Below are 13,958 nucleotides of genomic sequence, written 5' to 3'. Positions count from 1 at the left end.
TCAGCCGAACGCGCGCACCACGTGCCCGTGCACGTCGGGGTAGGCGCGCAGGTGGGCGCCCCCGTTGAGGTCGATCGCCTCCCCGGTCAGCCACGGGGTCGTGAGCGCGAAGAGCACGGCGTCGGCGACCTCCGCGGCGGTGCCGGCCCGGCCGAGCGGGGTGTTGGCGAGGTAGTCCTCGCGCACGCCGGGGATGTCCATCGCGGGTGCGGTGAGCGGTGTGTCCACGAGCCCGGGGGAGACGGCGTTGACGCGCACGCCGCGCGGCGCCAGCTCGAGCGCGGCGACCTCGGTCAGCATCACCAGGCCGGCCTTCGCGGCGCAGTAGGGGCCGAAGCCAGCCGCGGGCTGGCGGGCGTTGAGCGAGGTCAGCGAACAGATCGCACCGCCGTCGGCGACGTGGCGACCGGCGTGCTTGAGCACCAGGAAGGCGCCGTGCAGGCAGATGTCGACCACCCGGCGGAACTCCGCCTCGTCGAGCTCGGTGAGCAGCCCGAGGGTGCTGGACCCTGCGCTGTTGACCACGGCCGTGAGGTTGCCATCGGCCCCGGCCTCGCTCAGCAGGGCGTCGACATCGGTCTCGACCGTGACGTCGCAGCGCCGGGCGGCGTGGCCGGTGCCGGGCAGGTCGTCGACGACCGCGCCGGCACCCTCCTCGGTGAGATCGGCGACCGTCACGGCGTGACCTGCTGCCGCCAGCGCCCGGGCAGTGGCCGCCCCGATGCCCGAAGCGCCTCCGAGCACGACAGCACGACTGGTCATCGATCCTCCGACAGCTCGGCCGCCCACCGCGGCGTGATGAAGACACCGTGGGCGCGGATGGCGACGGTGCCGTCGGTAGCGACGATGGTCGCCTCGACGTCGATCTTGCGGCGCTCCTGCTTCACGAGCTCGGCGTGCAAGGTGACCTTGCCCAGCGGGAGCGTCGCCTCGTAGCGCATCGTGAGCGTGCCGGTGAACGCGGTCTGCGTGTGCCGGTGGCTGGCCGTCACGCCCATCAGGTGGTCGAGCAGGAGGGCGGAGACGCCGCCGTGGACCATGCCGGGCGGCCCTTCGTACGCCGGACCGAGGTCCGCCTCGCCGACGACGTGGGTGTCGTCGACGAAGCGCAGATACAGGGGTGGGGCGACGGCGTTGCGCTCGCCCACGGCCGCGTTGCCCCAGCTCCAGGAGCGGCCCTCGTGGTTGAAGCAGGTGCCGACCGGGCCGGGTGGTGCGCCCTCGCCGAGCTGGCGGGTGAGCTCGTCGATCCGGGCGACGGCGTCGGTGAGCAGGGTGTCGTCGGCGGTCGACCGGATGACCGCATCGTTGAGTCGGCGTACGGCCTCCGCCAGCGGCAGGAAGCGGGCCTCGACGGCGTCGACCTCGACGGTCGGGATCTCGCGGTAGGTGAACCCGCCGATGGAGTCCCCGTCCGTCAGCTCGGTCATCGGCTGACCACCGCCGGGGCGAGGACCCGGGTCAGGAACGCGACCTGGTGCCGGACCGCCGCGTCGTGCCAGGCCTTCCCCGGCCACACGTCGAAGTGGTCGCACGGGTAGTGGTGGACGATGGCCCGGGCGGCGAAGGCCGCCTTGCCGGCGGCGTGGGGCGGGGCGCTGCGGTCGAGGTCGCCGATCTGGACCAGCGTCGGGCAGGTCACCGCCTTGGCGTCCCGACCGGCGCGGACGCTGCCGAGCTCGAGGCCGACGGCGGCGTCGACCTCGTTGCGCCAGGTCGGTCCGGCGAGTGCGGTGTAGTCCTCGAGGCAGCCGTCGAGCGTGAGCGCACCGAGCTCGCCGGGCCGCGCGACCACGGGCATCGTGCGCGCGGGCCGGCCGCGTGCGGCGGCGACCTTGCTCGCCACCCCGAGCGCGCTGCTGCGCAGCATCGCCGTCGGTCGGTGGTGGGCCATCGCGTGCCGTCCGGCGGCCAGCCCGTCGACGAGCGGCGTGAGGGAGACGACGGCCGCGATCCGCGGGTCGGTCGCGGCGAGGGTGAGAACGTGTCCACCGGCGAGGGAGACCCCCCACACCGCGATCCGGGCGGCATCGACCGCGTCGAGCGCGCGGGCGTGGGCGACCACGGCGCGGAAGTCGTCCAGCTGGCGGGCGACCCTCACCTGCTGGCGCGGGGCCCCGGAGCTGGCCCCGAAGCCGCGGTAGTCCAACGCGAAGACCTCGAAGCCGACGCCGGCGAGTGCCTCCGCGAACGGCGCGAGCCCGGAGTCCTTCGTGCCGGCGAGGCCGTGGGCCATCACCACGGCGGGCCGGCCGGCGGGGGAGCCGAGCTCGTCGTGGGCGGCGGCGAAGTGCCACACGTCGAGCTCGTCGCCGCCGAGGGGGACGCGGATCGTGGCGGGGGTGGCGGTGGGGGTCATGCGGTTCCTCCTGAACCGTAGATCGAGCGCAGCCAGATCGCGATCACCGCGTCCAACTGAGGGCGTACGTCGAGCTCGCTGCCCCGCGCGACGCGTTCGAGGACGCGGTCGTTGAGCTCCAGCAGCAGGGTCGCGAGGGCTGCGGCATCAGGACCCGCAGGGGCGTTGCCGGCCGCCCGCTCGGCCTCGATCAGCTCCACGACCGGGCCGACGAAGCTGCTGCGGTCGGCGTCCCAGAGCGCGCGGACCGTCGCATCGGTGTTGCGGGCGTCGCCCAGGGCGCGGTGCAGGTGTGCGCGCTCGGTGACGACGTCGAACATCGCCCGCAGCCCGGCATCGATGCGGGCCTGCGGCGTCTCGTCCTCGGCGCGCAGCAGGGTGGTGGCGACGAACCGCTCGTCGTACACCTCGCTCATCAGCGCGGCGACGGCGATCGCCTTGGAGTCGAAGTAGAAGTAGAACGCCGAGCGGGTCACCCCCGCGCGGTGGGAGATGTCGGCGATCTTGATCTGAGCGAGCGGGTGCTCCTGCAACAGCTCGTCGAGGGCCTCGAGCAACGCCGTACGCCGCCGGTCGGCCCGGTCTGCGCGGTCGGGACCGCTCACGCGAAGGCCGGACCCAGCGTGGCCGCACGCCGGCGGCCCTCGGGGAGCTCCTGGGTGCGCAGCTGGTGCTCGTAGCGGAAGAAGTCGACCTGCTGGGTGTGCCGGGCGGAGTCGTGCATGTGGCCGATGTAGAGCTGCTCGTCGGCCTCGATGACGCGCTCCATCTCCTCGACGCCGGGCAGCCGGTAGAGCCCCGCGGCGTACGCCGCCACGAGCCGGGACTGGGCCTCCACGAACGGGAAGAGCGTGGGCGTGGACTGCGCGAAGCCGACGAAGACCAGGTCGTCGAGACCGGGCTTGAACATCCGCTTGTAGAGCCGGATCCGGTTGTCGGGCGCGGACAGGAACGCAGGGTCGAAGAACGGGAAGGTGATGTTGTAGCCGGTGGCGTAGATGATCACGTCGAACTCGGCGCTGGTGCCATCGACGAAGTGGACGCGGCTGCCGTCGAGGCGGGTGATGTCGCCCTTGGCGGTGACGTCGCCGGAGCCGAGTCGCAGCGGGAGCTCCACCGACTGGGTCGGGTGGGCCTCGAAGAACTTGTGGTTGGGGGTGGGCAGGCCGTAGTCCTCGGGCCGGCCGGCGGTGAGCGGCTGCATGACCTGCACGAACTTCCGCTGCCAGGACAGGGGCAGGTAGGGCGTGGTCTTGTAGTACTTGTCGGCCGGGGTGCCGGCGAAGTACTTCGGCACGATCCAGGCGCCTGAGCGGGTCGAGAGCACGACCTCGTTCTCGTAGGCCTTCGACGACAGCTCGACGACGATGTCGGCGGCGCTGTTGCCGAGACCGACGACCAGGATGCGCTTGCCGTGCAGGTCCAGCGGCTCGCGCGGGTCGACGTAGTAGTGGGAGTGGATCACCTCGCCGCTGAACTCGCCCGGGAAGTCGGGGTAGCGCGGGTCCCAGTGGTGGCCGTTGCCGACCACCAGCAGGTCGAACCGCCGCGTCGTGCCCGCCTGGTCGTGGATGTCCCACCCGCCGTCGGGGCGGCGCTCGGCGCGCTCGACGCCGTTGGAGAACTCGATGCGCTCGCGCAGGCCGAAGGCGTCGGCGTAGGAGTCGAGGTAGTCCTTGATCTGGGTGTGGTGGGGGAAGTCGGGGTAGTCCTCGGGCATCGGGAAGTCGCGGAACGACAGCTGGTGCTTCGAGGTGTCGATGTGCAGCGACCGGTAGGCGCTGCTCATGTTGTTGGGGTTGCGGAACGCCCAGTTGCCGCCCACCCGGTCGGAGACCTCGAAGGTCGTGTGCGCGATGCCGTAGTCGCCGAGCATCTTGGTCGAGGTCAGGCCGCTGATGCCGGCGCCGATGACGGCGACGGTGGGGCCGGGGCGTGAGGACATGGCCGGAGCGTAGGGAGCGTTGTTGACACGCGTCAATCACTTCGGGTGATCTGGGTCACGCGATTGTTCTCGCCGGTGGCGCCAACCAAGAGGGTCCGTCGTCGCGTTGGATCGGGTGACGGGGCGAGGAGGCGGGATGGACGACCAGGGGTTCAGCGACTGGGTCACGGGTGCCCAGCGGCCGCTGCTGCGCTCGGCGTACCTGCTCACCGGCGACCTGCACCGCGCCGAGGACCTGGTCCAGGAGGCCCTGGTCAAGGTGGCGCTGCGGTGGCGGCGGCTGCGCGACGGCAACCCGACGGCGTACGCGCGCACCATCCTCGTGCGTGACCACATCTCGGCCGCCCGCCTGAGGCGCAACCAGGAGCGGCCAGTCGCCGAGGTGGTGTCGACGGCCCTGGTCTCGTCGGAGCCGGAGACCGAGCTCGTCGTACGCCGGGCGCTCGCGCGGCTCACCGCGGCGCAGCGGGCGGTGCTGGTGCTCCGGCATTTCGACGACCTGTCGGAACGTCGGACCGCCGAGGTGCTCGGTGTCTCCGTCGGCGCGGTGAAGAGCCAGAACGCGGCCGCGCTGGCCCGGCTGCGTGCCGGTGCCCCGGAGCTGCTGGACCTGATTGGGAGGACGTCATGACCGAGCACGACCCTGGCGACCAGGGCGCGACCGAGCCGGGTCTGCGGCAGGTCCTCGAGCGAGCGACCGACCGGATCGAGCCGTCGTACGCCGGGACGGTGCTGGACCTCGCACGACAGCGACGGTCCAGGCGTCGTGCCACGCTGGCGAGCCTTGCGGCGGCCGCCGTCGTCGTGGGCGTGGTCGTCGGCGTGACCCGGATGGACGGCTCCGACCGACTGATGCCGGCCGACGTGCCCGACCCGGCACCGACGGCGTCGGCCCCGGCTGAGACGCACGACCCGGTGCTGGCGCGCTGGGACCCCTTCACGGTCGTGGACGCGCCGGTGCGGGAGACGGTCCTCCCGATGGACGTGGAGCCACCGGCCACGGCGCCGAGCGTGCTCGAGCAGCCGATCGGGGCGGCAGTGCTCGCCTGGCCGGAGGAGGGGCGCGACGTGCGCCTGCTCGCGGTCGACGGCACCTGGCGGTCGGTGCCGGGCACCGTCGAGGCGGTCAGTGGGACCAACCGCCTCGTGACGCCCGCGCTCAGCCACGACGGGCGACTGCTGGCCCATCCCACCGACGCGGGCATCCTCGTCGTCGACCTCGCCGCGGGCGAGCAACGCACGATCGCCTGGCCCGACCCCCTCGCCGGTCCGTCGGACTGGCCACCCGAGCTGCGCTGGATGCCCGGGGAGCAGCAGGTCGCCGTGCTGCACTGGCGCGGCACCTGGCTGGTGGGTCTCGACGGCTCGTCGCGCCGAGCGCCGTACGGCGGCGAGTACGGGACCGGCCTGGCGATCGACCCGGAAGGACCGATCGTGCACCGGCGCTGGGAGGACCAGGACCTGCGGGTGTGGGACGGCGAGACGGTCGTGAGCGAGACGCGCTTCCTGCACTGGGGAGACCGGATCGTGACGGCCCACGGGCTGATGGCGATGAGCGGCGGGGGTGGGGGACTGCCCGGGAACGGCGGACCGATGGTCGTCGACGCCGCCACCGGCGAGGTCCTCGCCTACGCGCCGATCCGGGACAGGAGCGCGGTCTACACCGACAACGGTCATCTACGGCCCCAGGGCTTCCTCGACGAGGACACCGTGCTGCTGCTCGTGGGACCGATGGACTTCCGCACGATGGAGCTGGGGGAGGAGAGCTGGCACCTGGTGGCGTGGGACTTCCGCGAGCACTCCTTCACCCGGTTGGCGACCGGCGACACGGCGATGTCCTGGGTAGGGGTGGCCCCCGGGGTGCTCGCCGACAGCTGGTAGCAGCGCCCGCTCACAGGCCGGTGGCGACCCGGGCGGCGTCCTCGACCGCGCCCTGGATCAGCCGCGGGCCGGTGCAGTCGCCGATCGCGTGGACGGGCACGCCCAGGCGGGCGCCGAGGTCGTCGGCCAGGTCGGTCGCGGCCTCGGGGGTGCCGGCCAACCAGACCTCGTCGGCCGGCAGGATCCGCGGACTCCCGCCCGCGGGGGTGAACGCGACACCCTCTGCGGTGACGCGGTCGAGGGTGACCTCGGTGTGGACGGTGACACCGAGCCGGTCGAGGCGGTCCATGTGCTCGCTCCTGCGCTTCCAGCCGACCTCGGGCGCGAGTGTGGTCCCCTCCTCCAGGATGGCGACGCGGTGCCCGCGCCCGGCGAGGTGCTCGGCGACCTGGCTGCCCGCCAGCGTGCCGCCGACGACGACGGCGATGCGGGCGCCCGGCGACGGCTCGGGGCCGGTGCCGGCGAGCCAGGCTCGGATTGCGGCGGGGTCGCGCACGTGCGCCAGTCCCGCGCCTTCGAACGCGGGGGCGACGACCCGGCCACCGGTGGCGACGACGACAGCGTCGGGAGCGAGGTCGGCGATCGAGGCGGCGTCGGCCTCGGTCCCCAGGTGCAGGTCGATGCCGGGCGCGGCCTCGACCTCGGCCCGCAGCCAAGCGAGGAAGGGCGCGTTCTCGGGGTGCACGACGGCCGACAGGGCCAGCGCGCCGCCGAGGTGGTCGCTGCGCTCGAGCAGCGACACGCGATGCCCGCGCAGGGCCGCGACCCGTGCGGCCTCCAGGCCGGCCGGCCCACCGCCGACGACGACCACGTGTCGGCGTACGGCGGAGGGGAGCGGCGTGAGCTCGAGCTCGCGGCCCGTGCGCGGGTTGACCGCACAGTCGACGCTGAAGCGCAGCTCCATCGCGTCGATGCAGTTCTCGCAGCTGATGCACTGCCGGACGCGGGCGGCGCTGCCCGATGCCAGCTTGGCGGGCAGCTCGGGGTCGGCCAGCAGCGGACGGGCCATGGCGACGAAGTCGGCGCGTCCCTCGGCCAGGACCCGCTCCGCCAGGGCCGGGTCGTGGATGCGTCCGACCGCGATAACCGGGACGTCGACGACCTCGCGGACGGCCGCGGCGGCGCCGACGTTGAGGCCGTCGCCGTCGTCGGCGCCGTTGACCATCCGGGTCACATAGCGGTCGATCACGCCACCGCTGACGTGGAAGGCGTCGACACCGGCGGCCACCAGGGTCGGGGCGGAGCGGGCGGTCTCCCACATCGGGCGCCCGCCCGCGACGCGCTCGTAGCCGGAGATGCGCAGCGTCACCGGGAAGTCGGTGCCGACCTCCGAGCGGATCGCCGCGAGGGCCTCGAGCAGCAGGCGCAGCCGCCCCTCGGGGCGGTCGCCGCGATAGCCGTCGGTGCGCCGGTTGCGCTGGGGGGCGAGGAACGAGCCGAGCATCATGTAGCCGTGGGCGGCGTGCAGCTCGAGTCCGTCGTACCCGGCCTCGCGCACCCGGCGGGCGGCGGCGCGGTACTGGTCGAGCAGACCCGCGATCTCCGCCTCCTCGAGCGGCCGCGAGGGTCGACCGGTGAGGTACGACGCCACGACCGACGGGCCCAGGGAGTCGACGCCGAACATCTCCGGCCCGAGCCCGTCGGGTCCGGCGTGCACGATCTGCGGCTGGATCCGTGCGCCGTGGGCGTGGACCTCCTCGACGAGCGCCCGGTGCGCGGCGACGGCGTCGTCGGTGGCGATGTGGAGCCCGCCGGGTGTCTCGGGGTGGCGATGGTCGATCCCGGTAGCGCCGACGGTGATCAGGCCGACCCCGCCGCGTGCGCGGGCGGCGAAGTAGGCGCGGGTGCGCTCCGACGGCAGACCCTCCGGGGTGCCGTAGAGCGTCTCCATCGGCGACATCACGACGCGGTTGCGGATCTCCATCGAGCCGATCCGACCGGGTGCGAGCAGGTGCGGGAACCCGGCGGCGGGTGCGTCGTGGATCACGGGCCGCAGCCTGGCACAGGGCACTACGCTGCCGCAGGTGGATGGACTCCTGGCCGGCCTGGCCCTGGGTGCCGCCGCCGGCGTGGGGCCGGGCCCGCTGCTCGTGCTGGTCGTCACGGTCACGCTGCGCTCCGGCGTACGCGCCGGTCTGCTGACGGCCGGGGTGCCGGTGCTGTCCGACGCGCTCGTGGTGGTGCTGGCGCTGACGTTGCTGCGACAGGTGCCCGAGCGGCCACTGGCGGTGCTGGGACTCGTGGGCGCCGTGCTGGTCGTGGCGATCGGCGTACGCACGGTCCTGGACGCCCGTGCCGCGACGCTGGCCGCAGGGGAGCTGGTGCGGGAGCCGGCGTGGGTGACGCTGCGCCGCGCCTTCCTGGTCAACATCGTGAGCCCGCACCCGTGGGTGTCGTGGCTGACCGTGCTCGGTCCGCTCGCGATCTCCTATGGACGCGACTCCCTCAGCGTGGGTGCGATCTTCGTGGTCGCGTTCTACGTCGGCATCGTGGGAGCGAAGGCGGTGCTGGCCCTGCTCGTGGGGATGGGGCGCCGCCGCATGCGCGACGCCGGCTACCGACGAGCCCTGGTGGTGGCAGGGGCGCTCCTCGTCGGTGCCGGCGTCGCCATGGGGGTGGAGTTCGGGCCGGTGGCGCTCGGTCTGTGACCGAGCGACCGGTTCACACCCCCCAGGTGACCGCCTGGGCCAGGTGATCGGCCAGCGGCAGGATCTCGCGCATCTCCTCACGTCGCGACAGCGTGCTCGGGAGTCCGGCGCGTCCGTGCTGGGGACGTGCGGAGGTGCGGTGGCGGGCGGTGATGTCGTCGTGCTCGGCCATGGTGGGCTCCTCTCGTGCGGGGTGGGTGGTGACCCGTTGAGAGGATGGTGCGCGAGCGAGATTTCACCCCCGTAACGCTCTGTAACGCGCGGGGGCGCGTGCGGTGAAGATTCGGTGTCAGCCGCTGAGGTCGGCGATCTTCTCGATCAGCGCGGTGGTCGAGATGGCCGGTGTGCGCGGCAGATAGACGATCTCGCAGATGTCGCCCAGGTCGTCGAACCGGCCGGCCCAGTCGTCACCCATGACCAGCACGTCGGCCTGGTGGGTGAGGAGGTATTCGCGCTTCTGCTCGAGGCTCTCCTCGAGGAAGACCGAGGAGACGGGCTTGAGGGAGGCCACGATCTCCATCCGCTCACCCTGGGAGAAGACGGGAGCGCGGCCCTTCTTCTTGGCGTTGAGCGCGTCGGAGGAGACGCCGACGATGAGCCGGTCGCCGAGGGACGCCGCGCGCTGGATCACGCGCAGGTGCCCGACGTGGAAGACGTCGAAGGTCCCGAACGTGACGACGGTGGTGGGGCGATCGGTCATGGCGCGCATCCTTCCACGCATGGCGCTGCGAGGTGCGCGGTAGGTTCGCGCCGATGTCGATACCACTGGTCGCGGGGGACCCCGCAGCGGAGCAGGAGCGCAGGCGCGCCCTGCGCCGGATGCGCGCGGTCGCGAGCTCGCTGCTCGTGATCGCGGCGATCGTCTACGTGCTCACCCACGGTGACGGCGGCGCGTGGGGCTACGTCAACGCGGCCGCGGAGGCGTCGATGGTCGGCGCGATCGCCGACTGGTTCGCGGTCACCGCGTTGTTCCGCCATCCCCTGGGCATCCCCATCCCGCACACCGCCCTCATCCCGCGCAAGAAGGAGATGCTGGGCCGCGGGCTGGAGGAGTTCGTGGGAGAGAACTTCCTGCACGCCGGCATCGTGCGCGAGCGCGTCGAGTCCGCTGAGGTGACGGTGCGCGTCGGTCGGTGGCTGCGCGAGGAGCGGCACGCGCGCCGCGTGGTCGACGAGGCGGCCACTCTCGTGCACCTGGGGCTGACGAAGGTCCGCGACGACGACGTCCGAGCGCTCGTGGAGGAGGCGATCCTTCCGCGGCTGCGCAGCGAACCCATCAGTCCCGTCGCCGGCAGCCTGCTCGCCGAGGTGGTGCGCGACGGTGCCCACCACGGCCTCGTCGACCTGGTCGTCGAGGAGGGCTACCGCTGGTTGACGCTGCACGGCGACACGTTCACCGACGTGATCGCCGAGCGGGCGCCCTGGTGGGCCCCCGAACGGCTCAACGACGCGGTGACCCGTCGGTTGCACACCGAGGCGGTGCGGTGGATGGCCGACATCCGCGACGACCCGCGGCACTCGGCACGGCTCGCCCTCGACAGCCTGCTCGCCCAGCTCGCAACCGACCTGCTCGAGGACGCGGAGACCCAGGAGCGTGCGGAGCGACTCAAGGAGCGGATCCTGGCGCAGCCTGCGCTGGTCGACAGCGGCCTGTCGTTGTGGACCGGCTTGCGCACGGCCCTGCGCGACGCACTCGAGGACCCCGAGGGCGCCGTACGCCGAAGGGCGCTGACGGAGGTGCAGCGGTTCGGCGAGCTGCTCGTGACCGACGCAGCGCTGCGCGAGCGGTTCGACCGCCGTGTCGCGGACGCGGCGGTGTTCGCCATCGAGCGCTACGGCAGCGAGCTGACGACTGTCATCACGACCACGATCGAGAAGTGGGACGGCGACGAGGCGGCGCGCAAGATCGAGCTGCATGTCGGGCGCGACCTGCAGTTCATCCGGATCAACGGCACCGTCGTCGGCGGGCTCGTGGGTCTGCTGATCCATGCCATCAGCGAGGTGCTGTGACGGCGTCGTGACGCCGGCGGCTACAGCCGGTCGAACGGAGCGGCGTAGCGGAACGCGCCGCCGCGACCGTCGTACGCCGTCAGCGGCCGGGCTTGGAAGTAGTCGCCCCACGCGGGATCCGGAGCCGTGATGCTCAACGAGCTCGCGGGGACGAAGCCGAACCGCGTGTAGTAGGCCGGATCTCTCGTCGGATGAACACCGGACGAGACTGGCGCGGGCGGCGGGCTGCGGCAACCGGATTTCGCGTCGCTAGAGTCGAGACATGCGAGACGTGGGGTTGCGTGACGAGTCGATCCGCCTGGGGCAGTTCCTCAAGCTCGCCGACCTCGTGGACGCCGGCGCGGACGCCAAGCAGGTCATCGCGGACGGCCAGGTCCAGGTCAACGGCGAGGTGGAGACCCGTCGCGGGCGGCAGCTGCGGCCCGGTGACGAGGTCCAGTTGGGCGGGGAGGTCGTGCGGGTCACGGCCGGACCGGTCGCAGACGACCTCCCCTGGTAGGTCAGGTCAGCTGACCGCGAGCAGGTCGACGACGAAGATCAGCGTCTCGCCGGGCTTGATCACGCCGCCCGCGCCGCGATCGCCGTACCCGAGGTGCGGCGGGATGACGAGCTGGCGCCGCCCGCCGACCTTCATGCCCTGCACGCCGGTGTCCCAGCCGCTGATGACCTGGCCGATGCCGAGGCGGAAGGTCAGCGGCTCGCCGCGGTTGTAGCTGGCGTCGAACTCCTCGCCGGTGGAGTGCGCGACGCCGACGTAGTGCACGCGCACCGTCTGGCCGGCCGCGGCGACGGGTCCGTCGCCCTCGGTGATGTCGGTGATGACCAGGTCGGAGGGGACCTCGCCGGGGAAGTCGATCTCAGGCTTCTCGCTCATATCTCGACCCTACGGGCTCCCGGATGCGGCGCGCCGTCGCGGGGTCTAGCCTGCCGGGGTGACCACGACCCTCGGCTACACCCGCGAGGACCGTATCTGGATCTTCGTGCTCTTCAGCCTCGGTGGCGCGATCCTGCTCGGCGTGACGCCATGGGTCGCGCAGTGGCTGGCCGACCTCCCGTTCGTGCCGTTCGGCGACGCGTTGAGCTGGATGGGTGGCCTCGACGACCCGTGGATGCACGTCGCGCGTCCGGCCGTCGGTCTCCTCCTCGGCCTGGTCCTCGCCGTCGTCGTCGTGGAGGACGAGTACCGCCTCGAGATCGGTCCTGACGCCGTGGTCATCACCCACGGCTCCGACCGCCGCACCCTCGCCCGCAGCGAGATCACCGGGGTCCACCGCGACGGCGGCAAGGTCCACATCGACGGGCGCGAGGGCCGCGTGCTGTTCGCCAAGAAGGTCGAGGCCAGCAAGGACGCCGTCCGCGAGGCCTTCACCGCGCACGGGTACCCGTACGAGTCCGACTAGGAGCGGTTCGCGGCCGTAGTGAGGTGGTCGAGTGCCGGTCGAGGCGCTGGCCGAGACCGGTGTATCGAGACTCGTGGGGGTGGCGTTCCCGCTCAACCATGGGGGTCTCGATACACCACTCACTTCGTTCGCGGCACTCGACCAACCCGGTGACCGGTGTATCGAGGCCAGGGTGACTGTCGGCGCCGCCTGTTTCACTAAGACCATGCTCGATCGAGGCGACCTGGAGAACTTCGGCAAAGCCGAAGCCTGGGAAACGCTGCGCTCCAACCGCGCCACGCGCGACCGCCTCGACGTCGACGACCTGCTCATCGCCAACCACCTCGCCGGCCTCTACGAAGCCGGCACCCTGGCCGAGGCCACGAAAGCGTTCCGCCACGACCCCGAGCGGATGGTGGCGCTCGCGGGTGAGGGCGCACCGATCCTGAGCGAGTACGCCGCCAGCGAGCTCTCCGGACACCTGCGCATGCCGTTGCAGTCCGCCCGCCAGCTGCTCGGAGACGCGATCGAGATCGCCCACCGCCTTCCGCGCCTGTGGGCGCAGATGGTCGAGGGCAAGACCGAAGCGTGGCGGGTCCGGGCCGTGGCCAAGGAGACCCGCACGCTGAGCTTCGAGGGCGCAACCTGGGTCGATGCGCAGCTGACGCACCGCCTGCAGAAGCGCAAGCCCAACAACGCCGCCCCGCAGCTCGTCGATGAGGCAATCAAGAAGTTCGACACCGAACTCTTCGCCCAACGCGAGCAACGCCGCCAGGACGGCCGCGGGGTCTGGCTCGACCCCGACACCTGCCAAGGCCTGTTGCGTGGGGTGCACATGACCCTCGACGCACCCGATGCCGAGCTGTTGGACCAGACCCTCGACACCATCGCCGCAGGACTGAAGGCCGCAGGAGACACCGACGACCACCAGGCCCGCCGCGCCAAGGCCGTCGGGACGCTGCTCGACCCCCAGCTCGCGATGGACTTCCTCAACGGCACCCTCCCCGACACCGGCTCGCACGGCACAACGAAGACCAAGACACCAGGCACGACGAGCCGGGTCGCGAACATCTACGTCCACTGCTCACTGAGTGATCTCGCCACCATGACCAGTGCCGGGGTCGACCACGGGGCGAGCATCGAGAAGCTCGGACCCATCACGCTGGCCCGGATGGGCGAGTGGTTGACCCGTCCGGGTGGTGTCGGATCCGGACGCATCGTCCTGCGTCCGGTGATCGACACCAACACCGACCAAGCCGTGGATCAGCACGATCCGCCGGCGTGGATGCGCGAAGCGATGATCCTGCGCGATGAGGTCTGCGTGTTCCCCGGCTGCACCACCACCGCCAGAGCCTGCGACGCCGACCACATCGACCCCTACGTCCCGCTCGAGGACGGCGGCCCACCCGGCCAGACCCATCTGGGAAATCTGGCTCCGCTATGCCGTTCACATCACCGGCTCAAGACCCACATGGGCTGGACCTACCAACGCAGGTCAAACGGCACCTATGCGTGGTGGGACCGGTGGGGACGACCCGTCCGAGACAGCCACGACCTCGTCCAATCAGATGCTCGTGATCTCGACCCTTCGACAAGCTCAGGACATCGCTTCGCTCGATCGACCATGGAGATCTACCTCCACGACTTCCTCATCGAGTACGTCGCCGGACCCGGCGGCACCGACCCACCGACCTAGCGATCCCGCCCCGACGCCCGCGCGGGTCTCGACCAGCAAT

16 protein-coding genes are annotated in these 13,958 nt (G+C 71.9%); 7 read left to right on the top strand and 9 right to left on the bottom strand.

What is annotated here, in order from left to right:
* Genes J2S59_RS18530 through J2S59_RS18510 form a run of 5 tightly spaced genes read right to left on the bottom strand, consistent with a single transcriptional unit; the run spans position 1 to position 4,304 of the window.
* A complete protein-coding gene (locus tag J2S59_RS18530) occupies positions 1-762 on the bottom strand; it encodes an SDR family NAD(P)-dependent oxidoreductase (RefSeq protein ID WP_068120996.1) in 762 nt (253 codons plus the stop codon).
* Complete coding sequence (locus tag J2S59_RS18525) at positions 759-1,430, bottom strand: PaaI family thioesterase (RefSeq protein ID WP_306825380.1); 672 nt, start codon at positions 1,428-1,430, stop codon at positions 759-761. The genes J2S59_RS18530 and J2S59_RS18525 overlap by 4 nt, the downstream gene beginning before the upstream one ends.
* Positions 1,427-2,359, bottom strand: coding sequence for an alpha/beta hydrolase (locus J2S59_RS18520; RefSeq protein ID WP_306825379.1), 933 nt, complete (start codon positions 2,357-2,359; stop codon positions 1,427-1,429). Before J2S59_RS18520 ends, J2S59_RS18525 begins: the two co-directional genes overlap by 4 nt.
* A complete protein-coding gene (locus J2S59_RS18515) occupies positions 2,356-2,964 on the bottom strand; it encodes a TetR/AcrR family transcriptional regulator (RefSeq protein ID WP_068122110.1) in 609 nt (202 codons plus the stop codon). The genes J2S59_RS18520 and J2S59_RS18515 overlap by 4 nt, the downstream gene beginning before the upstream one ends.
* A complete protein-coding gene (locus J2S59_RS18510) occupies positions 2,961-4,304 on the bottom strand; it encodes a flavin-containing monooxygenase (RefSeq protein ID WP_306825378.1) in 1,344 nt (447 codons plus the stop codon). Before J2S59_RS18510 ends, J2S59_RS18515 begins: the two co-directional genes overlap by 4 nt.
* Before the next feature lie 136 nt (positions 4,305-4,440).
* Between J2S59_RS18510 and J2S59_RS18505 the strand changes: the two genes are divergently transcribed.
* Together J2S59_RS18505 and J2S59_RS18500 are read left to right on the top strand one after the other, a co-directional pair.
* Positions 4,441-4,935, top strand: a complete 495-nt coding sequence (locus tag J2S59_RS18505) for a SigE family RNA polymerase sigma factor (RefSeq protein WP_068119234.1) — start codon at positions 4,441-4,443, stop codon at positions 4,933-4,935.
* On the top strand, positions 4,932-6,185 hold the full coding sequence (locus tag J2S59_RS18500; RefSeq protein ID WP_306825377.1) for a hypothetical protein: 1,254 nt from the start codon (positions 4,932-4,934) through the stop codon (positions 6,183-6,185). The genes J2S59_RS18505 and J2S59_RS18500 overlap by 4 nt, the downstream gene beginning before the upstream one ends.
* 10 nt (positions 6,186-6,195) lie before the next feature.
* Here the strand turns inward: J2S59_RS18500 and J2S59_RS18495 are convergent, their stop codons facing one another.
* Entirely contained in the window at positions 6,196-8,172 is a 1,977-nt protein-coding gene (locus tag J2S59_RS18495; protein WP_306825376.1) for an oxidoreductase, read from the bottom strand.
* Positions 8,173-8,209: 37 nt separating this feature from the next.
* Between J2S59_RS18495 and J2S59_RS18490 the strand changes: the two genes are divergently transcribed.
* On the top strand, positions 8,210-8,833 hold the full coding sequence (locus J2S59_RS18490; protein WP_068121881.1) for a LysE family transporter: 624 nt from the start codon (positions 8,210-8,212) through the stop codon (positions 8,831-8,833).
* 13 nt (positions 8,834-8,846) lie between these two features.
* Here the strand turns inward: J2S59_RS18490 and J2S59_RS18485 are convergent, their stop codons facing one another.
* Positions 8,847-9,005 (bottom strand): hypothetical protein, encoded by a 159-nt coding sequence (locus J2S59_RS18485; protein WP_181642110.1) that lies wholly within the window; start codon positions 9,003-9,005, stop codon positions 8,847-8,849.
* 117 nt (positions 9,006-9,122) lie between these two features.
* Positions 9,123-9,533 carry an FAD synthase family protein gene (locus tag J2S59_RS18480; protein WP_068121879.1) on the bottom strand — a complete coding sequence of 137 codons (411 nt, stop codon included), beginning with the start codon at positions 9,531-9,533 and terminating at the stop codon, positions 9,123-9,125.
* Positions 9,534-9,586: 53 nt separating this feature from the next.
* Between J2S59_RS18480 and J2S59_RS18475 the strand changes: the two genes are divergently transcribed.
* Both J2S59_RS18475 and J2S59_RS18470 read left to right on the top strand, forming a co-directional pair.
* A complete protein-coding gene (locus J2S59_RS18475; RefSeq protein ID WP_068121878.1) occupies positions 9,587-10,843 on the top strand; it encodes a DUF445 domain-containing protein in 1,257 nt (418 codons plus the stop codon).
* Positions 10,844-11,105: 262 nt separating this feature from the next.
* Positions 11,106-11,342, top strand: a complete 237-nt coding sequence (locus J2S59_RS18470; RefSeq protein WP_068121876.1) for an RNA-binding S4 domain-containing protein — start codon at positions 11,106-11,108, stop codon at positions 11,340-11,342.
* A 6-nt stretch (positions 11,343-11,348) separates the two neighbouring features.
* On the opposite strand, the gene J2S59_RS18465 is transcribed toward J2S59_RS18470, so the two are convergent.
* A complete protein-coding gene (locus tag J2S59_RS18465; RefSeq protein ID WP_068121874.1) occupies positions 11,349-11,717 on the bottom strand; it encodes an FKBP-type peptidyl-prolyl cis-trans isomerase in 369 nt (122 codons plus the stop codon).
* 58 nt (positions 11,718-11,775) lie between these two features.
* On the opposite strand from J2S59_RS18465, the gene J2S59_RS18460 reads away from it, so the two are divergent.
* Entirely contained in the window at positions 11,776-12,243 is a 468-nt protein-coding gene (locus tag J2S59_RS18460) for a YqeB family protein (protein ID WP_306825375.1), read from the top strand.
* A gap of 205 nt (positions 12,244-12,448) precedes the next feature.
* On the top strand, positions 12,449-13,918 hold the full coding sequence (locus J2S59_RS18455; protein ID WP_306825374.1) for an HNH endonuclease signature motif containing protein: 1,470 nt from the start codon (positions 12,449-12,451) through the stop codon (positions 13,916-13,918).
* Positions 13,919-13,958: the final 40 nt, after the last annotated feature.

This window comes from Nocardioides massiliensis (genome assembly GCF_030811215.1).
Taxonomy (GTDB): Bacteria; Actinomycetota; Actinomycetes; order Propionibacteriales; family Nocardioidaceae; genus Nocardioides_A; species Nocardioides_A massiliensis.
This window is presented reverse-complemented; position numbering and strand designations above follow the sequence as displayed.